20 protein-coding genes are annotated in these 23,215 nt (G+C 69.6%); 16 read left to right on the top strand and 4 right to left on the bottom strand.

Translation table 11 applies throughout. The features are described 5' to 3' along the window. Positions 1-9: 9 nt before the first annotated feature. From pyrR to RBS60_RS14735, 14 genes are all read left to right on the top strand, one after another. The gene (gene pyrR, locus RBS60_RS14800) at positions 10-657 is read left to right on the top strand and encodes a bifunctional pyr operon transcriptional regulator/uracil phosphoribosyltransferase PyrR (protein ID WP_307958341.1); all 648 of its coding nucleotides are present in this window, start codon (positions 10-12) and stop codon (positions 655-657) included. 3 nt (positions 658-660) lie between these two features. Next, entirely contained in the window at positions 661-1,668 is a 1,008-nt protein-coding gene (locus tag RBS60_RS14795) for an aspartate carbamoyltransferase catalytic subunit (RefSeq protein ID WP_307958340.1), read from the top strand. Continuing rightward, entirely contained in the window at positions 1,665-3,002 is a 1,338-nt protein-coding gene (locus RBS60_RS14790; protein ID WP_307958339.1) for a dihydroorotase, read from the top strand. Before RBS60_RS14795 ends, RBS60_RS14790 begins: the two co-directional genes overlap by 4 nt. Then, positions 3,002-3,529, top strand: a complete 528-nt coding sequence (locus RBS60_RS14785; protein WP_307958338.1) for a hypothetical protein — start codon at positions 3,002-3,004, stop codon at positions 3,527-3,529. The genes RBS60_RS14790 and RBS60_RS14785 overlap by 1 nt, the downstream gene beginning before the upstream one ends. Then, on the top strand, positions 3,526-4,731 hold the full coding sequence (gene carA, locus RBS60_RS14780) for a glutamine-hydrolyzing carbamoyl-phosphate synthase small subunit (protein ID WP_307958337.1): 1,206 nt from the start codon (positions 3,526-3,528) through the stop codon (positions 4,729-4,731). The genes RBS60_RS14785 and carA overlap by 4 nt, the downstream gene beginning before the upstream one ends. Continuing rightward, positions 4,731-8,111 carry a carbamoyl-phosphate synthase large subunit gene (gene carB, locus RBS60_RS14775; RefSeq protein WP_307958336.1) on the top strand — a complete coding sequence of 1,127 codons (3,381 nt, stop codon included), beginning with the start codon at positions 4,731-4,733 and terminating at the stop codon, positions 8,109-8,111. Before carA ends, carB begins: the two co-directional genes overlap by 1 nt. Next, positions 8,104-8,973 (top strand): orotidine-5'-phosphate decarboxylase, encoded by an 870-nt coding sequence (pyrF, locus tag RBS60_RS14770; protein ID WP_307958335.1) that lies wholly within the window; start codon positions 8,104-8,106, stop codon positions 8,971-8,973. Before carB ends, pyrF begins: the two co-directional genes overlap by 8 nt. A gap of 180 nt (positions 8,974-9,153) precedes the next feature. Further along, positions 9,154-9,468, top strand: coding sequence for an integration host factor, actinobacterial type (gene mihF / locus RBS60_RS14765; protein ID WP_307958334.1), 315 nt, complete (start codon positions 9,154-9,156; stop codon positions 9,466-9,468). A gap of 48 nt (positions 9,469-9,516) precedes the next feature. Beyond that, positions 9,517-10,143 carry a guanylate kinase gene (gene gmk / locus RBS60_RS14760; RefSeq protein ID WP_307958333.1) on the top strand — a complete coding sequence of 209 codons (627 nt, stop codon included), beginning with the start codon at positions 9,517-9,519 and terminating at the stop codon, positions 10,141-10,143. Positions 10,144-10,183: 40 nt separating this feature from the next. After that, entirely contained in the window at positions 10,184-10,471 is a 288-nt protein-coding gene (gene rpoZ, locus RBS60_RS14755) for a DNA-directed RNA polymerase subunit omega (protein ID WP_307958332.1), read from the top strand. Positions 10,472-10,483: 12 nt separating this feature from the next. Continuing rightward, positions 10,484-11,797 (top strand): bifunctional phosphopantothenoylcysteine decarboxylase/phosphopantothenate--cysteine ligase CoaBC, encoded by a 1,314-nt coding sequence (gene coaBC / locus RBS60_RS14750; protein ID WP_307958331.1) that lies wholly within the window; start codon positions 10,484-10,486, stop codon positions 11,795-11,797. 4 nt (positions 11,798-11,801) lie between these two features. Next, the gene (gene metK / locus RBS60_RS14745) at positions 11,802-13,019 is read left to right on the top strand and encodes a methionine adenosyltransferase (protein ID WP_307958330.1); all 1,218 of its coding nucleotides are present in this window, start codon (positions 11,802-11,804) and stop codon (positions 13,017-13,019) included. A gap of 19 nt (positions 13,020-13,038) precedes the next feature. Further along, complete coding sequence (locus tag RBS60_RS14740; protein ID WP_307958329.1) at positions 13,039-15,165, top strand: primosomal protein N'; 2,127 nt, start codon at positions 13,039-13,041, stop codon at positions 15,163-15,165. A 129-nt stretch (positions 15,166-15,294) separates the two neighbouring features. Then, positions 15,295-16,452: a hypothetical protein gene (locus RBS60_RS14735; protein ID WP_307958328.1), complete on the top strand. Its 1,158-nt coding sequence runs from the start codon at positions 15,295-15,297 to the stop codon at positions 16,450-16,452. Between the two features lie 130 nt (positions 16,453-16,582). Here RBS60_RS14735 and RBS60_RS14730 read toward each other — a convergent pair whose 3' ends face one another. From RBS60_RS14730 to RBS60_RS14715, 4 genes are all read right to left on the bottom strand, one after another. Further along, the gene (locus tag RBS60_RS14730) at positions 16,583-17,671 is read right to left on the bottom strand and encodes a glycosyltransferase family 1 protein (protein ID WP_307958327.1); all 1,089 of its coding nucleotides are present in this window, start codon (positions 17,669-17,671) and stop codon (positions 16,583-16,585) included. Beyond that, positions 17,668-18,561: an alpha/beta hydrolase gene (locus RBS60_RS14725; protein WP_307958326.1), complete on the bottom strand. Its 894-nt coding sequence runs from the start codon at positions 18,559-18,561 to the stop codon at positions 17,668-17,670. The genes RBS60_RS14730 and RBS60_RS14725 overlap by 4 nt, the downstream gene beginning before the upstream one ends. A gap of 44 nt (positions 18,562-18,605) precedes the next feature. Continuing rightward, positions 18,606-19,430, bottom strand: coding sequence for an aldo/keto reductase (locus RBS60_RS14720; RefSeq protein ID WP_307958325.1), 825 nt, complete (start codon positions 19,428-19,430; stop codon positions 18,606-18,608). 87 nt (positions 19,431-19,517) lie between these two features. Continuing rightward, the gene (locus RBS60_RS14715; RefSeq protein WP_307958324.1) at positions 19,518-20,540 is read right to left on the bottom strand and encodes a sugar-binding domain-containing protein; all 1,023 of its coding nucleotides are present in this window, start codon (positions 20,538-20,540) and stop codon (positions 19,518-19,520) included. A 105-nt stretch (positions 20,541-20,645) separates the two neighbouring features. On the opposite strand from RBS60_RS14715, the gene RBS60_RS14710 reads away from it, so the two are divergent. Together RBS60_RS14710 and RBS60_RS14705 are read left to right on the top strand one after the other, a co-directional pair. Continuing rightward, positions 20,646-22,394, top strand: coding sequence for a glycerol-3-phosphate dehydrogenase/oxidase (locus tag RBS60_RS14710; RefSeq protein ID WP_307958323.1), 1,749 nt, complete (start codon positions 20,646-20,648; stop codon positions 22,392-22,394). A 67-nt stretch (positions 22,395-22,461) separates the two neighbouring features. Continuing rightward, positions 22,462-23,214, top strand: coding sequence for an MIP/aquaporin family protein (locus RBS60_RS14705; protein ID WP_307958322.1), 753 nt, complete (start codon positions 22,462-22,464; stop codon positions 23,212-23,214). Position 23,215: the final 1 nt, after the last annotated feature.

Below are 23,215 nucleotides of genomic sequence, written 5' to 3'. Positions count from 1 at the left end.
GGGGCTGCTGTGGCGAACGCCTCTGCAGAACAGCGCAGCGCCGACAGGGCCGACAAGGCCAATAAGAACGGCGGCTCGGCCCGGATCGTCCTGAACGCAGGGGACATCGACCGGGCGCTCACCCGCATCGCGCACGAGATCCTCGAGGCCAATCGAGGTCCCGAAGGGCTCGTCCTGCTCGGCATTCCGCGCCGTGGATACCCGCTGGCCGTCCGTCTTGCGGCCAAGCTCGCCGCCGCCGACGCCGCGGTGGAGCCCGCCGCCGTCGTCGGCCAGCTCGATATCACGATGTTCCGCGACGACCTCGCACACCAGCCCACGAGGCCTCCCGTTCCCACGATCCTGCCTGCTGGCGGCATCGACGGCAAGGTCGTGGTCCTCGTCGACGACGTCCTCTACTCTGGCCGGACCATCCGCGCGGCGCTCGACGCCCTCGTGGATCTGGGGCGCCCCCGCACGGTGCGCCTCGCCGTCCTCGTGGACCGCGGCCACCGTGAGCTGCCGATCCGAGCGGACCACGTGGGCAAGAACCTGCCGACGTCCCGCTCCGAGAAGGTGCGCGTGCGGCTCACGGAAGTCGACACCGAGATCGCTCAGGACTTCGTCGCCATCGAGGCTCCTGCCCAGCCCGGGGACGAGTCCGAGGGCGGTGCCTGACGCATGAAGCACCTGCTCTCCACCCGGGACCTCTCCCGCGGGGACGCGATCCGCGTCCTCGATACGGCCGAGGAGATGGATGCGGTCAACTCCCGCGAGGTCAAGAAGCTCCCCGCACTGCGTGGCCGTACGGTCGTCAACCTCTTCTTCGAGGACTCGACCCGGACCCGGATCTCGTTCGAGGCCGCGGCCAAGCGTCTCTCCGCCGACGTGATCAACTTCGCGGCCAAGGGCTCGTCCGTCTCCAAGGGCGAATCGCTCAAGGACACTGCCCAGACCCTCGAGGCGATCGGCGCCGACGCCGTCGTGATCCGCCACCCGGCCTCCGGGGCGCCGCACCGTCTCGCGACGACGGACTGGATCAGCGCCGCTGTGGTCAACGCCGGCGACGGCACTCACGAGCACCCCACCCAGGCGCTTCTGGACGCGTTCACCCTCCGCCGGCACTGGTCGAAGCTCGCGGGTACCCCATCGGGCGGGGCGGACCTGGCGGGTGCGAAGGTCCTCATCGTCGGGGACATCCTGCACTCGCGTGTGGCCCGTTCCGATGTGTGGCTCCTCACGACACTCGGCGCCCACGTGACGCTTGTGGCCCCGCCCACACTCCTGCCGATCGGCGTCGATCTGTGGCCCTCCGCGGTTTCCTACGATCTCGACGAGGCCATCGCGTCGCGACCGGACGCGATCATGATGCTCCGCGTCCAGGCAGAGCGCATGAACGCCTCGTACTTCCCATCCACGGGTGAGTATTCGCGCCGTTGGGGCCTCGGCGATGAGAGGTTCGGCCGACTGGACGAACTCGGCCTCAAGGACACGATCATCATGCATCCCGGGCCCATGGTGCGCGGCCTCGAGATCTCGTCGGCAGCGGCGGACTCCGAGCGCTCACAGGTGCTCAAGCAGGTTGCCAACGGCGTGTCCGTCCGGATGGCCGTGCTCTACCTGCTCATGTCCGGCGGCCTCGCGGGCGAGCCCGCAGCCGCACTCCAGCTGAAGGAGACAGCCTCATGACGCCGTCGACCCGCTACCTCATCCGTGGCGCCTCGCTCTACGGGGAGACGGCCGCCGACCTCCTCATCGCCGACGGTGTGATCGCGGCGATTGGTTCGGCTCTCGACGCCGCAGGGGCAACGGTGGTCGATGCGCAAGGCCTCGTGGCGCTGCCGGGATTCGTCGACGTGCACACGCACCTGCGGGAGCCCGGCCGCGAGGACGCCGAGACGGTCGAGACCGGCTCAAGGGCCGCGGCCCTCGGCGGCTACACCGCCGTCCATGCCATGGCCAACTCGAGCCCGGTAGCGGACACGGCAGGCGTCGTCGAGCAGGTCGCGCACCTCGGGCGCCGCGCCGGTTGGGTCGACGTCCGCCCCGTGGGGGCCGTGACTGTCGGCCTGAAGGGCGAGCGGCTCGCGGAGCTCGGCGCGATGGCGGAGTCAGCCGCCGCGGTGCGCATGTTCTCGGACGACGGCATGTGCGTCCACGACCCCGTCCTCATGCGGCGCGCCCTCGAGTACGTCAAGGCCGTCGACGGCGTCGTGGCCCAGCACGCGCAGGAACCGCGGCTCACGGCGGGTGCGCAAATGAACGAGGGCTCGGTCTCGGCGATCCTCGGGCTGCCCGGCTGGCCCGCCGTCGCGGAGGAAAGCATCATCGCCCGCGACGTGCTGCTGGCCCAGCACGTCGGGTCCCGACTGCATGTGTGCCACGTCTCGACGGCCGGCTCGGTGGACATCATCCGCTGGGCGAAGGCCCGCGGGATCAGCGTGACCGCCGAGGTCACGCCGCACCACCTGCTGCTCACGGACGAGCTCGTGCGCACCTACGATCCGGTCTACAAGGTCAACCCGCCGCTGCGGACCCACAGCGACGTCGAGGCCCTTCGCGCTGCTCTCGCCGACGGCACGATCGATGTGGTCGGCACCGACCACGCGCCGCACCCGAGCGAGCACAAGGAGTGCGAGTGGGTGCAGGCTGCGATGGGCATGACGGGCCTCGAGACGGCTCTCTCGGTGGTCCAGCTCGCCATGGTCGAGACCGGCCTGATGGGCTGGCGCGACGTGGCCCGCGTCCTGTCCGAGGTTCCCGCGGCGATCGGCCGGCTTGCGGATCAGGGACGCCCGCTCGCCGAAGGCGAGCCCGCGAACATCACGCTCGTCGATCCCGCTGCGCGGTGGACCGTTGACCCCTCGGTCCAGGCCACGAAAGGGCGCAACTCGCCGTTCGGCGGCCGCGAGCTCCCAGGACGCGTCGTCGCGACGTTCTACGCGGGGCACCCAACGGTGCTCGACGGAGCCCTCAACACCCCGCACCCCATCTCGGTGGCCGAACGCGCGGGGGGACGCTGATGGAGCGGCTCGGTCCTGGACTTGAGATGTTGGCCTTCGCGCTCGTGCTCCTGGCACTCATGTGGCTGGGCTGGCGACGGCGCATCCGGCGGCAGTCGGGAATCGGCACGCCGCAGCCGACGCCCGCGGACGCCGGCGCGGAACGCTTCCGATGCGCCGGACAGTACGTTGTCACGACGACGGCTGGGGACTGGCTCGACAGGGTGGCGGCCCACGGTCTGGGTGTCCGCACGGGGGCCGACGCGGTCGTGACTGACGCCGGCGTGGTGTTCGAACGCTCCGGCGCCCGCGACGTGTTCATCCCGCGTGACGATCTCGAGGGTGTGCGGCTCGAATCCGGCATGGCGGGAAAGTTCGTCGAGAAGGACGGACTCGTGGTCCTTGCGTGGCGTCTCGGCGGGACCGCCGTGGACACGGGCTTCCGGCCCCGCTATGCAGAAGAGAAGAATGCCTTCGTGGCAGCGATTGAAGACTTGATGGGTTCCGAGGCCGGCAGCGGCGCGGATCAGGGAAAGAGTGTGCAGTGACTGAGAACGCCACCATTGATCGGACCAACCCGCAGCAGGGGACTGCCCCGCAGCCGGCAGTCCTCGTGCTCGAGGACGGGAAGATGTTCCGCGGGCGCAGCTACGGCGCCATGGGTTCGACGCTCGGTGAGGTCGTCTTCGCGACCGGCATGACCGGGTACCAGGAGACGATCACCGATCCCTCGTACGCGCGCCAGATCGTCGTGCAGACGGCGCCACACATCGGCAACACGGGGGTGAATTCCGAGGACGCCGAGTCGCGCCGCATCTGGGTCGCCGGTTATGTGGTGCGTGATCCCGCACGCCGCCCGTCGAACTGGCGCAGCGAGCGCAGCCTCGACGACGAACTCGTCGACCAGGGCATCGTGGGCATCCAGGGCGTTGACACCCGCGCGATCACCCGACACCTCCGCGAGCACAAGACCATGCGTGCCGCGATCTTCTCCGGCGATGCGGCGCGGCGTTCGGACAGCGAACTGCTCGACGACGTGCTCGCGGGTGCCCCGATGGAGGGCTCGCGTCTCGCCGAGGAGGTCAGCGTCGACGAGGCCTACACTGTGGAGCCCTCCGACCATGGCTGGACGGGCGAGCCCCGGTTCACGATCGCGGCCATCGACCTCGGCATCAAGGCCATGACGCCGCACCGGTTCGCCGAGCGCGGCGTACGGGTGCACGTACTGCCCGCCACCGCGACGGTCGAGGACGTCACGGCAGCCAGCCCCGACGGATTCTTCATGTCCAACGGTCCCGGCGATCCCGCGACGGCGGATGCCCAGGTGAGGCTGCTCCGCTCGGTGCTGGATACGAAGCTGCCGTACTTCGGCATCTGCTTCGGCAACCAGATCCTGGGCCGCGCCCTCGGGTTCGGCACCTACAAGCTCCGCTACGGCCACCGCGGCATCAACCAGCCGGTCATGGACCGACGCACGGGCAAGGTCGAGATCACGAGCCAGAACCACGGCTTCGCGGTCGATGCCCCGCTCGAGGGCGCCACCCTCGCGCCCGAGGAGCGCTACGGGCGCGTCGAAGTGAGCCACATCAGCCTCAACGACCAGGTCGTCGAAGGTCTCGCCTGCCTCGACATCCCCGCCTTCTCCGTCCAGTACCACCCCGAGGCGGCGGCCGGGCCGCACGACGCCGCGTACCTCTTCGACCGCTTCATCGACCTGATGGAGACCACCAAGACCCAGGAAGCGAAGTAATGCCGAAGCGTACCGACCTGAAGAGCGTCCTGGTCATCGGCTCGGGCCCGATCGTCATCGGTCAGGCCGCAGAGTTCGACTACTCCGGCACGCAGGCCCTCCGCGTCCTCAAGGAGGAGGGCCTGCGGGTCATCCTCGTCAACTCGAACCCGGCGACGATCATGACCGATCCCGAGTTCGCGGACGCTACTTACGTCGAGCCGATCACGCCGGACGTGGTCGAGAAGATCATCGCGAAGGAACGCCCTGACGCGATCCTCCCCACCCTCGGCGGCCAGACCGCGCTCAACACGGCGATCGCCCTGGACAAGAACGGCGTGCTCGAGAAGTACGACGTCGAGCTCATCGGCGCGAATATCGAGGCGATCGAGCTCGGCGAGGACCGCGAGAAGTTCAAGGGCGTCGTTGCGCGCTGCGGGGCCGAGAGTGCCCGCAGCCACATCGTCCACACGATGGATGAGGCCCTCGCGGCCGCCGGTGACCTCGGCTACCCGCTCGTGGTCCGCCCCTCCTTCACGATGGGAGGGCTCGGCTCGGGTCTGGCCTACAACGAGGCGGACCTGCACCGGATCGTCGGCCAGGGGCTCCAGTACAGCCCGACCACCGAGGTGCTCCTTGAGGAGAGCATCCTCGGCTGGAAGGAGTACGAGCTCGAGATGATGCGCGACAAGAACGACAACGTCGTCGTCGTGTGCTCGATCGAGAACTTCGACCCGGTCGGCGTCCACACGGGCGATTCCATCACCGTCGCCCCGGCTCTGACGCTCACCGACCGCGAGTACCAGAAGCTGCGGGACGTCGCGATCGCCGTCATCCGCGAGGTCGGCGTCGACACGGGCGGCTGCAACATCCAGTTCGCGGTCGAGCCGACCACCGGCCGCGTCGTCGTCATCGAGATGAACCCGCGCGTCTCCCGTTCCTCGGCCCTCGCCTCGAAGGCCACGGGCTTCGCAATCGCCAAGATCGCCACGAAGCTCTCTCTCGGCTACACGCTCGACGAGATCCCCAATGACATCACGCAGAAGACTCCGGCGAGCTTCGAGCCGACGCTGGACTACGTCGTGGTCAAGGTCCCGCGCTTCGCGTTCGAGAAGTTCCCTGCCGCGGACCCGACGCTGACCACGACCATGAAGAGCGTCGGCGAGGCCATGGCGCTCGGGCGCAACTTCACCGAGGCCCTCCAGAAGGCCCTGCGGTCCCTCGAGCAGAAGGGCGCCCAGCTCGACTTCTCGCCGGTGCCGGACTACGAGGTCGCCGGGCTGATCGAGAAGGCCAAGCGGCCGACGACCGACCGACTGTCCCAGGTGCAGCGGGCGCTCCTGGGCGGAGCCACGGTCGAGGACCTCTATGAGGCGACGAAGATCGATCCGTGGTTCCTGGACCAGCTCGTGCTCCTGAACGAGGTCGCGGCGGAGGTCCACGCTGCACCGGCCCTGACCGAGGACATCCTCCGGCTCGCGAAGCGCCACGGCTTCTCGGACGAGCAGATCGGGGCCCTCACGCATTCGTCTGAGGCTGTGGTGCGAGGAGTCCGGCAGGCCCTCGGAGTCCGGCCCGTGTACAAGACCGTGGACACGTGCGCCGCCGAGTTCGCGGCCTACACGCCGTACCACTACTCCTCTTATGACGAGGAGGATGAAATTGCGCTGCATGGGAAGCCCTCGATCATCATCCTCGGATCAGGTCCGAACCGGATCGGCCAGGGCATCGAGTTCGACTACTCGTGCGTCCACGCGACCATGGCCCTGCGCAAGGCCGGCTACGAGACCGTGATGGTCAACTGCAACCCGGAGACCGTCTCCACGGACTACGACATCTCGACCCGCCTGTACTTCGAGCCCCTCACCCTTGAGGACGTGCTCGAGGTGGTCGCGGCCGAGGAGCGGACCGGCGGGGTCATCGGCGTGTTCGTCCAGCTCGGGGGCCAGACGCCCCTCAAGCTCGCCCAGCAGCTCGAAGATGCCGGCGTGCCGATCCTCGGCACGTCCCCGGAGGCGATCGACCTTGCCGAGCACCGTGGCGCCTTCGCGAAGGTGCTCGATGACGCGGGACTGGTCTCGCCGAAGAACGGCACCGCAGTGTCCTTCGAACAGGCAAAGCGCATCGCTGACGAGATCGGCTACCCCGTCCTGGTCCGTCCGTCGTACGTGCTCGGCGGCCGCGGCATGGAGATCGTCTACGACGAGTCCAACCTGCACCGCTACATCGACAACGCGACCGAGATCACCCCGGACCACCCCGTGCTGATCGACCGCTTCCTCGAGGACGCGATCGAAATCGACGTGGACGCCCTCTACGACGGCACCGATTTGTTCCTCGGCGGCATCATGGAGCACATCGAGGAGGCGGGCATCCACTCCGGCGACTCGGCGTGCGTGCTCCCTCCCTTCACGCTGGGCACGGACGTGGCCGATCGGGTCCGTTCCGCGACCGAGGCGATCGCGGAGGGCGTGGGCGTCCGCGGTCTGATCAACATCCAGTTCGCACTCGCCGCGGACGTCCTCTACGTCCTCGAGGCGAACCCGCGCGCGTCCCGCACCGTGCCGTTCGTCTCGAAGGCCACGGGCGTCCAGCTGGCCAAGGCGGCGGCGCTGATCGGCACTGGCGTGACGGTCAAGCAGCTCCGCACCGCGTACCACATGCTCCCCGAGACGGGTGATGGCACGCACGTCCCCGCGAATGCGCCGGTGGCCGTGAAGGAGGCGGTCCTCCCGTTCAGCCGCTTCCGGACGCCGGAGGGCACGGTCGTGGACAGCCTGCTCGGCCCCGAGATGCGGTCCACGGGTGAGGTCATGGGCATCGACAAGCACTTCGACACGGCCTTCGCCAAGAGCCAGGCCGCGGCCAACAGCGCTCTGCCGACGTCCGGCCGCGTCTTCGTCTCGGTGGCTAACCGGGACAAGCGCTCGATCATCCTGGCCGTCAAGAAGCTCTCGGACCTCGGCTTCGAGATCGTCGCGACGGGCGGCACCGCCGCGGTCCTGAACCGCAACGGCATCAACGCAACCGTCGTGCGCAAGGTGACGGAGGCCTCGGGCGCGGCGGTGGCCCAGAGCCCGGCCGCGGCCCGTGAGGGTGAGGGCACGATCGTCGACCTCATCAATGACGGCAAGATCGACATGGTCTTCAACACGCCATCCGGCGGAACTGCCCGTGGAGACGGCTACGAGATCCGGGCCGCGGCGACGTCGAACGGCAAGCCGTGCATCACGACGGTCGCCGAGTTCAACTTCGCCGTCCTCGCGATCGAGGCGATGCGCAGCTTCGAGTGGGGCGTTACGAGCCTTCAGGAGCACGCGGCCGCACTGCGTGCGAGCGTCGAGGACACGAGCGCCGAAGGCCACGGTACGGAGTCCTCCGAGGAGCCCGCGCATGCCTGACGCAGGCCCCGTGGTCGGCAGCCGCTCGCCGTTCGGCGAGCGGCTCGCAGCCGCCGTCGGCCGGCGCGGGCCGCTATGCGTGGGCGTTGATCCGCATCCGTCGCTCCTCGCTTCGTGGGGACTCACGGACGACGCCGAGGGCCTCCGCCGCTTCTCGGCGACGGTCCTGACCGCGGTCGCCGACGTCGCGGCCGCGCTCAAGCCGCAGGTGGCGCTCTACGAACGCCACGGGTCCGCGGGGATCGCGGTCCTCGAGGAGCTGCTCGCAGCTGCCCGAGAGGCGAACCTGCTGACCATCGCCGACGCCAAGAGGGGCGATATCGGCTCGACGATGGCCGCCTACGCACAGGCGTGGCTGGGGGAGGAATCCCCCCTCGCTGCCGATGCCGTGACCTTGAGCCCGTACCTCGGGTTCGAGTCGCTCCGGCCCGCCCTCGACCTGGCGGCCGAGACGGGCCGGGGCGTGTTCGTCCTTGCGCTCACCTCCAATCCCGAGGGGGCCTCCGTCCAGCACGTGGGCGGGGACGCGTCCGTGGCGCGCAGGATCGTCGATGCGGCGGCCGCCGAGAACCGCAGGTACGCCGGAGCTGCGCGGGGCCATGGATCCGTGGGCCTCGTGGTCGGCGCGACGGTCGGCGACGCCGTCCAGCGCCTCGGGCTCGATCTCGCCGCGGTGAGAGGTCCGCTGCTCGCCCCGGGGCTTGGTGCGCAGGGGGCGACTCCGGCCGCGCTCCGGGAGACGTTCGGGGCGGCATATGGCCAGGTGCTGGGCACATCGAGCAGGGACATCCTCGTGGGCGGTCCCGACGCTGGCGGCGTCCGTGCACGCGCGGAGCGGACGCTCGCCGGCTTGGCTGGCTGATTCGCTCGCCGTGTCCTGATCCCGCTTGTCCTCATCCGGCCGCCGGTCTGGCTCGTGTGCCGGTGGGGGCTCGTGACGCGTTGCCAAGCGCCGGGCGGCGGGTCTAGGTTCGAGGCAAGCCCGGCGTGACCTCTCGGCCCGGGCGTGAGGTGAGCACCGAGGTGAGCGGAGGCAGTGCACGTGGCCCTGGAACCCCTGACACCCGAGGAGCGGCGTGCGGCGCTCGGCAAGGCCATGGCGGCCCGCGGCATCCGATCTCGCGCGAAGGCAGCGCTGCGTTCGGGCGATCTCACCGTCGAGGACCTGCTCGCGCGTGCCCACGCGGATGAGGCCCTTGCCCGACTCAAGGTGACCGAGATGCTCGAGTGCGTCCACGGTGTGGGGCCCGTGCGGGCCCTCGCGATCCTCGGGTCCCTCGGGATCGCCCCGAGCCGTCGGCTGCGGGGCCTCGGCGTCCACCAGCGGCGGGCGCTGGTAGATTTTCTGGCAAGCTGAACAATGTCCGGGGCCGTACGGCGCACCGGGCCTTGACGAAGGGAAAGCGTGGAGCACGAACAGGGCCAGACGGCCGACCGGCACGGTGGGCGCGGTGGCCACGGCGGGTTGACGGTACTCGCGGGACCGACCGCCGTGGGCAAGGGCACGGTGTCGACCTACATCCGCGACACCTACCCCGAGGTCTGGCTCTCGGTCTCCGCGACCACCCGCGCGCCCCGCGAGGGCGAGAAGGACGGGGTCCACTACTTCTTCAGGACCGGCGAGGACTTCGACCGCCTGATCGAGGAGGGCGCCTTCCTCGAGTGGGCCGTGGTCCACGGCCAGAACCGCTACGGTACCCTGCGCCACAAGGTCGAGGAGGCAATTGAGGCCGGCAGGCACGTCTTGCTCGAGATCGACCTCCAGGGCGCACGCCAGGTCAAGGCTGCGATGCCGGACGCCAGATTCGTGTTCCTGGCGCCCCCGAGCTGGGACGAAATGGTCCGTCGGCTCCGCGGTCGCGGCACTGAAACCGCCCAGGAACAGCAGCGCCGCCTCGAAACGGCTAAAATAGAGCTCGCTGCCGAGCCCGAATTCGATGTCACGGTCGTCAACGACGACGTGAAGCGCGCGGCAGACGAACTTGTGTCACTCATGGGGCTTACCCCGCACGCCCGCCCCGCGGCGCGCTAGCGCACCGGTAACCCGTCACGAAGAGCATTGGAGATTCACCGTGTCCTCGACTCCCGAAGGCATCATCAACCCGCCGATCGACGATCTGCTGACGAAGTCTGACTCGAAGTACGGCCTCGTGATCTTCGGGGCCAAGCGCGCCCGCCAGATCAATGCCTACTATGCCCAGCTGCATGAGGGCCTCTTCGAGTACGTCGGCCCGCTCGTCGACACGAAGCTGAATGAGAAGCCGCTGTCGATCGCCCTGCGCGAGATCAATGAGGGCCTCCTCGTGGCGACCCCGGTGGCCGCCGAAGAAGAGTCCGGCACGGAGTCCGAGAACCAGTAGGAGACCGGCCGCGTGCGCATTGTCCTGGGAGTGGGCGGCGGCATCGCCGCCTACAAGGCGGCACTCCTGCTCCGCCTCTTCACGGAGGCCGGGCACAGTGTGACCGCTGTGCCTACCGAGTCGGCGCTCAAGTTCGTCGGCAAGGCTACGTGGGAAGCCCTCTCAGGCAGGCCGGTGCGGACCGAGGTGTTCGAGGCTGTCGAGACGGTCAACCACGTGCGCCTCGGCCACGAGGCCGAGCTCATCGTCGTCGCCCCGGCAACAGCCGATCTCCTGGCCCGCGCGGCAGGCGGCCACGCCGATGACCTTCTGACCAACACGCTCCTCGTGGCGCGCTGCCCGGTGCTTATGGCACCGGCCATGCACACCGAGATGTGGCGCCATCCTGCCACCCAGTCCAATGTCGCGCTCCTGCGCGAACGCGGGGTCCATGTCCTCGACCCCGCGGTCGGCCGGCTCACGGGCGCCGACAGCGGCCCGGGGCGCCTGCCCGACCCGGAGGAGATCTTCGCCGCGGCCCTCGCGCTGATCGCAGAAGCGCACGACGACGCCCCGCATTTGGGCGCTGAACCCGCCTCCCGCCCCCTCGCCGGCAGACGCGTGGTCGTTTCCGCGGGCGGGACCCGTGAGCCCATCGACCCGGTGCGCTTCCTCGGCAACCGATCCTCTGGCAAGCAGGGTGCCGCGATTGCGAGGGCTGCCATCGCGGCTGGCGCGGACGTGACCTTCGTCGCGGCCCACATCGACGTCGCCCCACCGGACGGTGCCGACGTGGTGCGCGTGGACTCTGCCCTCGAACTGCGCGACGCGATGCTTGCCCACGTGCCCGCCGCGGATGTGGTGGTCATGGCCGCGGCCGTTGCCGACTTCCGGCCGTCCGAGCTGCAGCCCAGCAAGATCAAGAAGCGCGACCACATGGCGGATCCCGTCATCACTCTCGTGCGCAATCCGGACATTCTCGTTGAACTCGTCCAGCGCAGGAACGCCGGCACGGACGGGACGCCGCCGGACCAGCTCATCGTCGGCTTCGCCGCCGAGACCGGGGACAGCGGTGGGACCGCGCTCGAGTATGGCCTGGCCAAGCTCGCCCGGAAGGGCTGCGAGCTGCTCGTGCTGAACGAGGTAGGCGCCGACGAGTCCGGTGCCGAGCGTGTCTTCGGGCAGGACCACAACTCCGCGCTCATCCTCGCGCGGGATGGCAGCGAGCCAGAGCGCGCGGCGGGCAGCAAGGACGAGGTGGCCGGCGCCGTCGTGCGCCGCATTGCCCAGGCGCTCGGTACCGACCAGGGGCCCGACCATCGGCCGCAGAGAGAGCCAGTAGAGTAGACCAGTGACCCACGCACCACTTTCCAGCGCGCATGCGCTGCGCCTCTTCACGTCCGAATCCGTGACGGAGGGGCACCCGGACAAGATCTGCGACCAGATCAGCGACTCGATCCTCGATGCGCTCATCGCCGCGGACCCGGATTCCAAGGTCGCGGTGGAGACGATGGCGACGACGGGGCTCGTGCACGTTGCGGGCGAGGTCACGACCGACGCCTACGTCGAGATCCCCCAGATCGTGCGCAATACGATCCTCGGGATCGGCTACGACTCGTCAGCGAACGGCTTCGACGGCGCGCGGTGCGGCGTGTCGGTCTCGATCGGGCAGCAGTCCTCGGACATCTTCGACGGCGTGTTCAACTCCCTCGAGTCTCGCGAGGGCACGATGGAGGACGAGTACGACCGGCAGGGCGCAGGCGATCAGGGCATCATGTTCGGCTACGCGTCGGACGAGACCGCCACGTACATGCCCACGCCGATCTGGATCGCGCACCGCCTCTCGGAGCGCCTCACCGAGGTCCGCAAGAGCGGCGAGCTTGCGTACTTGCGCCCGGACGGCAAGACCCAGGCCACCATCGGGTACGACGGCGATCGTCCCGTGAGCATCGAGACGGTCGTCATCTCGAGCCAGCATGCCGAGGGAACCGATCTCGCGACCCTTCGCGCCGACCTCGAGGACCACGTGGTCAAGCCGGTCCTCGCGATGGCCGAGCTCGAGACCGGTCACGTCCGGAACATCCTCAACCCCGCCGGCGCGTTCATCATCGGCGGTCCCGTCGGCGATGCCGGCCTCACGGGCCGCAAGATCATCGTGGACACCTACGGCGGGTTCGCACGGCACGGGGGTGGTGCCTTCTCCGGGAAGGACCCGTCCAAGGTGGACCGCTCGGCCGCGTACGCGATGCGCTGGGTCGCGAAGAACGTGGTCGCCGCGGGCCTTGCCCGTCGCGCTGAGATCCAGGTCGCCTACGCGATCGGGCAGGCTCGTCCCGTCGGCATCTACGTTGAGACGTTCGGCACTGAGAGCGTGGACCCCCTGCGGATCAGCGCCGCGATCAACGAGGTCTTCGACCTGCGGCCTCGGGCCATCATCGAGGCCCTCGACCTCAAGCGCCCCATCTACGCGAGGACGGCCGCGCACGGACACTTCGGCCGCGAGGAGCCCGACTTCACGTGGGAGCGGCTCGACCGGGTCCAGCAGCTCAAGGACTTCTTCGGCGCGTGACGCGCGCGAGGCGCACGCCATGACCGAAGGGCGGCCGCACGCCGATCCCGTTCAGCCCTCACTGCTGAGCGGGTTCCCCTTGGCCGAGCTGGCCCCACCCGGCCCGCGGCCTGCCGCGAACCGGCCCGTGGCCCGCGTGTGCGTCGAGTCGCCGCTTCCGCAGCTGGACCGGCGCTTCGACTACCTCGTCACCGAGGAGCTCGATGCCGCCGCGCTGCCGGGGGTGCGCGTCAAGGTGCGGGTGGCAGGGCGCGAGCACGTCGGGTTCCTCCTCGAACGCCGAGACACCTCGGACGCGGGCGTCCGCCTCGCGCCTCTGGGCGCTGTCCTCTCGCCCCTGCCCGTGCTCTCGCCCGAGATCGCCGAGCTCGCGGGCACTGTGGCCGAGCGGTGGGCCGGCGCGCTTGGCGACGTCCTGCGCTTCGCGGTCCCGCCGCGCGCAGCCCGGGTCGAGGCGGAGTTCGCGGCGCTCGCCTCCGGCGCTCAGGCGGCCGGGACCCAGCCAGAGCAGACGCACGACGACGGCCGGGCGCCTTCGGTGGGCGCGGAACCTTCGTCGGCCGCGGCCGCAGCCACCCCGCACCCGGCCGCAGGCTGGGACCGGTTGCGCAACGGCGCGGCGTACCTGCGCCACCTAGCCGCGGGAGGAAGCCCCCGGGCCCTCCTCCAGGCCGTGCACGGCTACGGGGCCGAGGCCTGGCCGCATACGATCGCTGCTGCCGTCGCTGCGGCGAACTCGTCCGGGCGGGGTGCGCTCGTCGTCGTACCCGACCGCCGTGACCTCCTGCGCGTCCACGCGGCACTCGAGGCGGCGCTGCCCCGGGAACGGATCGTCCGGCTTTCGGCAGAGGACGGACCCAGCACCCGGTCGCGCGGCTTCCTCGAGCTGCTCACCGGGGCGGCACACGTTGCCGTCGGCACCCGCGGGTCCGTCTTCGCGCCCGTCGAGAACCTCGGCCTCGTGGTCTGCTGGGACGACGGCGATGACCTGCACCTCGAGCCCCGCGCCCCGTACTTCCACGCGCGCGAGGTGCTGCTCCTGAGGGCTGAGCAGACGGGGTGCGCGGTGCTGCTTGCGGGGCACTCGGTCTCGGTCGAGGCCGAGCGGCTCGCTGAATCGGGCTGGCTTCAGAGGATTGCCGCCGAGCGGTCTGTGCTGCGTACCGCCCTGCCACGGGTCACGAGCACGGCAGACAGCATCGAGTCCGCACGGGATCCGCTGGCCCGCGTCGCCCGGCTGCCGCACGCCGCGTGGCAGCTTGCGCGGGACGCCCTCACCTCGGGACCAGTCCTCGTCCAGGTGGCGCGCGCGGGATACGCCCCCTCGCTCGCGTGCGACCGGTGCCGGGAGCCGGCCCGGTGCCGGCATTGCCAGGGACCGCTGGCCGAACAGGCCTCGGGCAGGGAGCGCCTCGTGGTGTGCCGCTGGTGCGGTACACCTGAGCTGACGTTCTCGTGCCGCGTGTGCGGCGGCAGAGCCTTGCGGCGCAGCGCCATCGGCGCGCTGCGGACGGCCGAGGAACTGGGCCGCGCCTTCCCCGGCGCCGTGGTGGTCACGTCCTCGGGGGACACCGTGAAGTCCGAAGTTCCGGCGTCCCCGGCGCTCGTGGTCGCGACCGTGGGTGCTGAGCCCATCGCGGCGCAGGGGTACGCCGCGGCGCTCCTGCTCGACGGCGAGGCGCTCCTGCGGCGGGAGAGCCTACGGGCCCCCGAGGAGGCGCTGCGCCGCTGGCTCAACGCCGCCGCGCTCGTGCGGCCCGCGCACGAGGGCGGGCGGGTGGTCATCACGGCGGGCGAGAGCGAGGCGCTGTCCGCACTGGTGCGGTGGGATCCGGCGGGCTTTGCCAGTCGAGAGCTCGCACTGCGCCGTGAGCTCTCCCTCCCGCCCGCCGTCCGGATCGCCGCGGTAACGGGGGAGTTCGCGGACGTCGAGGCGTTCCTCGCCGCTGCGGAGGAGGTGGTGGAGCGCCCGGGCGTCCGCGTGGCCGGCCCTGTCGCGGGGGACCCGGCACAGGCTCTCGTGTTCTTCCCGATCGCCTCGGGTCCTGCCGTGACGCGCGGTCTCCACAGTGTCCGGGTGTCGCTCGCCGCTCGTCGTTCCACTGGTCCGGTCACGCTGCGTGTCGACGCGCCGGATCTCCTCTGAGATCGGGCCGCCATCGAGAAGGATGCGGTCGCTGACCCCGGCCGTCCGCGAAGGGACGTTCGACCCTTCGACCGGGTGTCCCAAAGTCACACAATCGGACCAGCGGGGAGCGAGATGGGGGTTGGGGCCATGGCCAGCGACAACGACACCAGATCTCGCTCCACCACGTCGGCGCCACCGGGTGAGCTCGGGCTCGAGGCCAGCCTCGCGGACCTGGGTCGGGCGATCCACGCCGTAGCCCATACGTCGCTCCTCCCGAGACTGATCGACGTCGTCCTGCGCCACCCCCCAGAGACGTTCACCGCCCGCTGGCTGGTGGCGGCCGGCGCCCTGGACGCCGCTGTCCGCCTGCTCATCCCGGTCGTCGTCACCACCGTTGCCGGGGCCTGGGCCGACGCCCCGCTCTGGAGCTGGGCTATCGTGGACCTCTACCTCACTGCGGACTACGTCATCTCCACCGCAACCCATCCGCGGCAGCCCCCGATCATGGAGGACTTCCTCGCCCTGAGCCGAACCCTCGAGCAGGAAGCAGACGTCCGCCGTCTCAACAGGCTCACCCGTCGCTGGCTGCGCCTGCCCGTCAGGGTCGCGCTCAGCATCCTCCTGGCCGCTCCCATCCTCGCCATGAGCATGATCGCTGATCCTCGCGGGCTGACGAGCATCCACGTGGGAAGTGCCGCCATGGCCGCCGCAGTCCTCTACGAGTTCAGCGAGATTGTGTTCTTCCAGTTCATCGCCACCACGCGGCTCCTCCGGAGCGAGGCACGGTACTCCCACCGGCTCTCCTGGCTGAGCCCTGCGGACACGCCGGGGATTCCCCGGATGCTGCATGCGTGGGGCACCCTGGCGGTCCTGGGCGGAGGCGCGGTGGTGTTCTACATGCTGCCGGTCATCCTCCTGGTAGCCCCCGGCACCGCAGCCTTCCTCGTCGGACTCGTAGCCGCCATGACGCTATCGGGCTACCTCGTGACGATCGCCTCCTACGTCAGCGTCCGCTCGAGCGTTCGGGCGATTGTCCGGCACCACAAGCAACGCACCCTTGAGCGCCTGCAGCACCGTATCGACGGCTTCGGCCCGCGGATGGACGAGCTCACGCCCCCGGAATCCCAACGCCTGCAGGGGCTCATGGCAACCTACGCCGCGGTGCGCGATGCACCGCTGATGCCCCGCAGCTCCGAGGCGGGAAGCCACGCGCTGGCGGCACTCGCCGTCCCCGGCATCGGCTTCTTCCTCGCGGTCCTCGCCGAGGTCTATGCCGAACGTCTCCTCACGCAGTTGGTCCCCTAGAGCCCACCGCACCTCCGTATGCCGCCCGGCTCATCCGCGCCGTCCCACAGGTCGAGGGCTCAGGGAAGTGCCGACACTGTGTGGGCGATCGACCGCACCCCGACTGGTGGAGACGTGCACTAGGCCCGCCCTAGCCCCTGCGCCGGCGGGCGAACTCCTCGATCGCTTCCTCAGCCGCAGACAGGAGCGCATCCGCCGAGGCGTCCCAGCTGAAGGTCGCGGCCTGGGCGCGTGCAGCCGTAGAGGCCCGCTGCCAGGCGCCGGGCGCCTCAAGCGCGCGCACAGCGGACGCGAAGTCTTCCGGGACGTCCGGATCGACATAGGTGGCTCCGTCGCCGCCCACCTCGCGGAAGATCGGGATGTCGCTTGCGATCACGGGCGTGCCGAGGCTCATCGCCTCGACGAGCGGAAGACCGTAGCCCTCTGATCGCGAGAGGCTCACGAGCGCCGTCGTGCGCCTCAGGAGCGCGTCGTACTCCTCCTCGGACACGCCGCCGTGGAACACGACGCGAGCGCCGAGTGGGACCAGCGCCTCGAGTTCGTCGCGGCGGGCCGTCGCGATGCGCGAGAGGAGGTGGAGCTCATAGTCGGGCAGCTCGGCCATGCCGGCGATGACCGTCTCGACGTTCTTGTACGGCATGAACGATCCCATGTACAGCAGCGTCTTCTCTGCGCCGCCGTCGAGGGGACGCGGCTCGCTGCTCCTCTGGGGCGCATTGCCGACGATCCGCACGGGCCGCCTCGTGAGCCGCTTCTCGGACATGAGCCACCGCGTCGTGTGGCTGACCGTCGCAACGACGTCGGCCCGGTTCAGCAGGACCCGCTGCGGCCAGTAGGCCTTGTGGTAGAGCCGCCACAGCGCGCGGACCGGTGCCGGCAGGAAGCCCGGAGGCTCGGGGTGCTCGTAGTAGATGAGATCGTGCAGCGTCAGGATCAGCGGGTATCGGCGGCCCCACGAGCCCATGGTCTGCATGGGGCAGAAGACGACGTCCGGCTTGAGGCGGTTCACTTGGCGGGCAATGAACAGTTCGGCGGGGGACAGGGGGCTGGTGACCTTGACGTGGGGGACGTCGGGGAGCAGCGCGAGCTGCCGGTCGTCGCTGATGAGCATGGCGACCTCCGCGCGGCGCGCCACCGCCTCGATGAGGCTCGCGCCGAAGCGGCTGATTCCGTCATGCTGGTCGGTCCGGGTGAAGCGGGCGTCGATGAGGATCCTCACGCGGGGGCCTCCTGGATGAACTCGGCAATGGCGGCGGCGGCGGGGCCGGGGGTCTCGTAGTGGATGAGGTGCCCGACGCCGGGAATCACGGTAAGCCGGGAGTCCGCAAGCCGAGCGTGGAGCCGGCGGACGTCCGGAAGCGCTGCGACCTCGTCCCGCTCTCCCGCGATGAGCAGCACCGGCAGGTCCAGCTGCTCGGCCACCTCGGCCGCGTGGTGCGAGATCGAGGCGCGGAACGATTCGAGCAGCGACTCCCGCGTCGCGAACTCGCTGAAGTGCTCCTGATGCTGCGCGTGGATGAAGGCCCGCAGCTGCGTGTTCCGCGTCTTGGCCATGGCCTCGCTCATAAGGCGCACGACGGCGCGGCTTCGCAGGAGTGCCGTGCCGACGCTCGCCGGGAGCCTCGCAGCACCCCAATAGTAGAACTCGGCAAGGCGGCTCAGAATGGCCTGCGGTCCCTCGAGCGCCGGGGCAGAGATGGGGTTGACGAGCACGAGGCGCGTGAACCGACCCGGATGGGCCGCTAGGAAGTGCGAGACTACGATCGAGCCGAACGAGTGGCCGAGGAGCACGGTCTCCGGTCCGAGGCCGAGGACGTCCGCGAGGGCACCGAGCCAGTCGCCGTACTCCGCGATGCTGTGCTCCCCGGGGGCGAACATGCCGGAGGCACCGAAGCCGGGGAGGTCGGGCATGATGAAGCGTACGCGGGGAAGCTCGTCCACGATGCGCAGCAGGCCGTGGTGCGTGCCGCGGAACCCATGCACGGCGAGGATCGTCGTGGTGGGACGCGAGGGATCCGCTCCGACCGGTTCGTAGGTGAACACGGCGGTGGACGCGCCGCTGACCTTGACCGTGGTGCGGTTCTCGCGCTCGGCCAGCCGCTCGGACAAGAATGCCCCTGGGACCGTGGGCGCCGGAGGTGTGTGCGCCACCGTCAGTTCACCGTGTCCGGGTGCGATCCGCTGCGGAAGCCTCGGTCGAGGCCCGCGATCTGCTCGCGCTCGGCGGGTGTGAGCTCGAAGCCGAAGACGTCCGCGTTCTCGCAGATCCGCTCCGGGCTGCTGGCCTTGGGGATCACGATCGTGCCTTCGTCGAGGTGCCACCGGATGACGGCCTGCGCTGTGCTGACGCCGTGGGCCGCCGCGATCCGGCGCAGCACGGGGTCTTCGAGCACACGCCCGCGTGCGAGGGGCGACCACGCCTCGGTGGCGATCCCGAGCTCGGCGTGGACGGCGCGGAGCTCGCGTTGCTGGAGCCACGGATGGAGCTCGATCTGGTTGACCGCAGGGATCACGCCGGTTGCGTCCACGAGCCGGCGCAGGTGCTCGGGCTGGAAGTTGCTCACGCCGATCGCACGGACTCGCCCGTCCGCAAGCAGCCTCTCGAGCGCGCGGTAGGTGTCGATGTAGAGGCCGCGCGCTGGCGCCGGCCAGTGGATGAGGTAGAGGTCCACGACGTCGAGCCCGAGCGCCGCCTGGCTCCGGTCGAACGCCCGGAGGGTGGCCTCGAATCCCTGATCCGTGTTCCACACCTTCGTCGTGACGAAGACCTCGCTCCTCGCGAGCGACGATGCCCGGATGGCGCGGCCGACACCTTCCTCGTTCCCGTACATGGCCGCAGTGTCGAGGCTGCGGTATCCCTCGGCGAGGGCCGTGCCTGCAAGCTGTTCGGCGTCCTCGGCCGGAATCTTGTAGAGCCCGTAGCCGAGCTGGGGCATGCTCACGCCGTCGGCAATCCGTACCGTGGGGGAGGCAATCATGGTCTCCACCCTACCGGCGTACGAGCCACCGGCGGCCCAGCACCAGGACGTGCTGGGGGCGAGTACAGGCTCCCGGATCCACGCTGGCTAAGCGCGCTCGGCCAGAACGGCCCGGGCAGTCGCCTCATCCACGATGAGGTCTGTCACGAGCTGTGCGCGCAGCGCCCCCCGCAGGGCCGCTGCCTTCGCCGGCCCGGAGACGATGCACAGCCTGCGCGGCACCCTGCGTAGCGTGGAGAACGAGGGCCCGGTGGCCCGGGCGTTGAGTTCGATCCCGTCGGACGAGCCGTCGGCGCGGAAGAAGACCGTGGCGACGTCTCCCACGACCTCCTCCGCTGCAAGGGAGTCGAGATCCGCGGCGTCCAGATAGCCGCCTGCGTACACGTGGCTGGGAAGGTCGGCATCGGCGGCTCCGACCCCGAACACCGCGAGGGTCATGCGCTCCTGCACGTCGAGGACCCGCCGCACGCTGCGCTCCTTCCACATCCACTTCTTCGTCTCGGCCCGGTCGAAGAACGCGGGGACGGGGAACTCCTCGACATCGGCATCGAAGGCGCGCCCGAAGCGCCGCATGATCTCGCTCGCGTAGCCGACTCCCATGGTCTGGGTGTTCGCGGCGCCGTTGAGCTGGACCACGGTGCTGCCGTGGGTTGGCCGGCGGCTCACGTGGCGGCTCATGGCGCTCAGGGTCGAGCCCCACGCGATGCCGATGATGCTCTGGGACGCGACGAGCCCCGTCAGGGTGCGCGCTGCGTACATCGCCACCCGGTCGAGGTTCTCGGTCTCGCTGAGGCTCTCGACTTGGGGGACTACATGGACGGAGGCTGCCGCGATACCGAACCGCTCGGCGACGCCCGCCTCGAGGGCCACGGCCGAGTCAATGGGGGAGTGGATCTCGATCTGGACGAGCCCCTCGTCCCGTGCGAAGGCAAGCAGCCGCGACACCGTCGATCGGGAGGTCCGCAGCTGGCGGGCGATCCTGTCCATGGTCAGGTCCTGGAGGTAGTACAGACGGGCCGCGGAGAGGGCGTCCTGGTGCTTGCGCGTGTTGCGATTCTGTGAGCTTTGTCTCAGTTCTGGGTGCTGTGGCTCGGGATCCGAGGGCCGCATGACGCTTCTTTCTGCACGTTTGTGCATGTGGGTTGAACTCTATGTTCACAGGTCCGAAGAATAGCTGCGAACGCCCCAGGAAAGACACAGTGCAAGGAGACCCACGTGGTTCAGACCCCCGACCCCACTCGCCCGGAAGGCTCTCGGGCAGGTGCCGATGCACTCAGGGCCCGGCCTGCGGCCAAGGTCCTCATCATCGGCGGCGGCATCAATGGCGTGGGTACGTTCCGTGATCTGGCACTCCAGGGCGTGGACGTCACGCTCGTCGAGCGGGGCGACTACTGCGAGGGTGCCTCGGGCGCGTCGTCGCACATGATCCACGGCGGGATCCGGTACCTCGAGAACGGCGAGTTCCGCCTGGTCCGTGAATCGGTCGTCGAGCGGAACCGGCTCCTGCGGATCGCGCCGCACTACGTCAAGGCGCTGCGCACCACGATCCCGATCTTCTCGACCTTCTCGGGGATCCTCAACGCGCCGCTGCGCTTCCTCACTCACCGTTCGGGCAAGCCGCGCGAGCGCGGCGCCTTCCTGATCAAGATCGGACTGGCCCTCTACGATGCCTTCTCCCGGGAGGGAGGCTCTGTCCCGCGCCACCGCTTCCTGGGCCGGAAGAAGGCTCTGGCGGAACTCCCGCTCCTGCGGCCCGATCTCAAGTACACAGCCACGTACTTCGACGCGTCGGTCCACAATCCCGAGCGGCTGACGCTTGACGTCCTGCACGATGGACTCGCTGCTGGCGACCATGCGCGTGCCACCAACTACGTCTCCGCCGTGGGGCTCGCGGAAGGCACCGGTGCGCCCAGCGTTACCACGGTGCGACTCCGTGACGAGCTCACGGGCACGGAGTTCGACTTCGCGGCAGACGTCGTGGTCAACACGACCGGCGCGTGGGTCGATCTCACCAATGGAGCCTTCGGGGCGCCGACCCGCTTCATGGGTGGCACGAAGGGCTCGCACATCGTCCTGGCCCACGCCGGGCTCCTCGCCGCGTGCGCGGGCCGCGAGATCTTCTTCGAGCACAGCGATGGGCGGATCGTGCTGATCTATCCCCTCGGGGACAGGGTCCTCGTTGGGACGACTGATATCGACGCCGGCGCGGACCTCGCTCCGACGTGCACGGACGATGAGGTCGACTACTTCTTCGACCTCATCCACCACGTCTTCCCGACGATCGACGTCGGCCGCGACAGCATCGTCTACACGTTCTCGGGCGTGCGCCCGCTCCCGCGTCACGACGACACCGCACCGGGTTTCGTTTCGCGCGACTACCGGATCGAGCGGTCGGAGCTGCCGGGCGGCGCTACGGCCCTGAGTCTCGTGGGCGGCAAATGGACCACGTTCCGCGCGCTCTCAGAGCATCTCGCCGACCAGATCCTCGGGATCCTCGGCAGGCCGCGGATCGTGAATACGGCCGAGCTCGCGATCGGAGGCGGGAAGGGCTTCCCCACCACCGCAGAGGCCGTTGGCCGCTGGATCGAGGACCACACGGGGAAGGGGATCGATGCGGCGCGTGCCGAAGTGCTCCTCGCGCGATACGGCACAAGGGCAGCACACGTCATTGAATTCCTGCGGGAGGGGGAGGACAGTCGGCTCGAGAGCACCGGGGAGCTGAGCGTCCGAGAACTCGCGTGGATGGCGCTGCACGAGCAGGTGGGCCACACGATCGACATCCTCGTCCGCCGCACCTCTCTGGCCTTCCGGGGGCATGTGACGGCTGAGCTCGTCAAGGAGGTGTCCGGCCATTGCGCTGGCCTCCTCGGCTGGGACGAGCACCAGACCTGGCGGGAGGTCCAGCACGCAACCGCGACACTGGCCGAGCGTCATCGCGTCAACGTTGGCCAACTGGTCGACTGAGGCGCAGCGCACCACACTCTGGGCCGGAGTGGTCCCGGGTGGCACCTGACAACACAAGGAGTCAATGATGTCTCTAGGGTTGGTCTTCCTTTCTGAAGTGCTCGGCACGGGCATGCTCACGCTGCTCGGCTGTGGCGTGGTCGCGAATGTGGCCCTGAAGGGCACGAAGGGCTATGCGGGCGGCTTCCTCATGGTGACGTGGGGATGGGGAATTGCCGTCTTCTCCGGCGTCTTCATCGCGGCCAAGTCCGGCGCACACCTCAACCCCGCCGTGACGCTCGGCCTCCTCATGCACGGCAGTGCCGAGTACGCCCCCGGGGTGAAGGTCGATGTCGCCTCTACCCTGACCTACTTCGCCGGCGAGCTGGTCGGGGCGTTCCTCGGGGCCGTGGTCTGCTGGCTTGCCTACAAGCAGCACTTCGATTCAGAGGAGGTTCCCGCCAACAAGCTCGGCACGTTCTCCACGGCGCCCGCGATCCGCAGCAATGCCTGGAACCTCATCACCGAGATCATCGGTACGTTCGTGCTCGTCGAGGTCATCCTCTCGTTCGGTGGTACGCCTTCCGGCCTCGGCCCGCTCGCGGTCGCGCTCCTCGTCGTGGGTATCGGCGTCTCGCTCGGCGGCCCGACCGGCTATGCCATCAACCCCGCGCGTGACCTCGGGCCCCGTCTTGCGCACGCCGTCCTGCCCATCAAGGGCAAGGGCACGAGTGACTGGGCCTACGCGTGGATCCCGGTTGCGGGACCGCTCATCGGCGGCGCGCTCGCTGGACTCTTCGCCCGCATCACCCCGGATATCTTCGCCGCAGTGGCGAAGTAGC

The sequence above is a fragment of the Sinomonas sp. ASV486 genome, from assembly GCF_030908215.1.
In the GTDB taxonomy this organism is placed as follows: Bacteria; Actinomycetota; Actinomycetes; order Actinomycetales; family Micrococcaceae; genus Sinomonas; species Sinomonas puerhi.
This window is presented reverse-complemented; position numbering and strand designations above follow the sequence as displayed.

Excerpts from the sequence above, each read along its gene's own strand:
- carB (WP_307958336.1), top strand. The coding sequence starts at position 4,731 with ATGCCGAAGCGTACCGACCTGAAGAGCGTCCTGGTCATCGGCTCGGGC.
- RBS60_RS14795 (WP_307958340.1), top strand. The coding sequence starts at position 661 with ATGAAGCACCTGCTCTCCACCCGGGACCTCTCCCGCGGGGACGCGATC.
- RBS60_RS14720 (WP_307958325.1), bottom strand. The coding sequence starts at position 19,430 with ATGATTGCCTCCCCCACGGTACGGATTGCCGACGGCGTGAGCATGCCC.
- RBS60_RS14740 (WP_307958329.1), top strand. The coding sequence starts at position 13,039 with ATGACCGAAGGGCGGCCGCACGCCGATCCCGTTCAGCCCTCACTGCTG.
- RBS60_RS14735 (WP_307958328.1), top strand. The coding sequence starts at position 15,295 with ATGGCCAGCGACAACGACACCAGATCTCGCTCCACCACGTCGGCGCCA.
- RBS60_RS14785 (WP_307958338.1), top strand. The coding sequence starts at position 3,002 with ATGGAGCGGCTCGGTCCTGGACTTGAGATGTTGGCCTTCGCGCTCGTG.
- RBS60_RS14715 (WP_307958324.1), bottom strand. The coding sequence starts at position 20,540 with ATGCGGCCCTCGGATCCCGAGCCACAGCACCCAGAACTGAGACAAAGC.
- RBS60_RS14705 (WP_307958322.1), top strand. The coding sequence starts at position 22,462 with ATGTCTCTAGGGTTGGTCTTCCTTTCTGAAGTGCTCGGCACGGGCATG.
- pyrF (WP_307958335.1), top strand. The coding sequence starts at position 8,104 with ATGCCTGACGCAGGCCCCGTGGTCGGCAGCCGCTCGCCGTTCGGCGAG.
- RBS60_RS14790 (WP_307958339.1), top strand. The coding sequence starts at position 1,665 with ATGACGCCGTCGACCCGCTACCTCATCCGTGGCGCCTCGCTCTACGGG.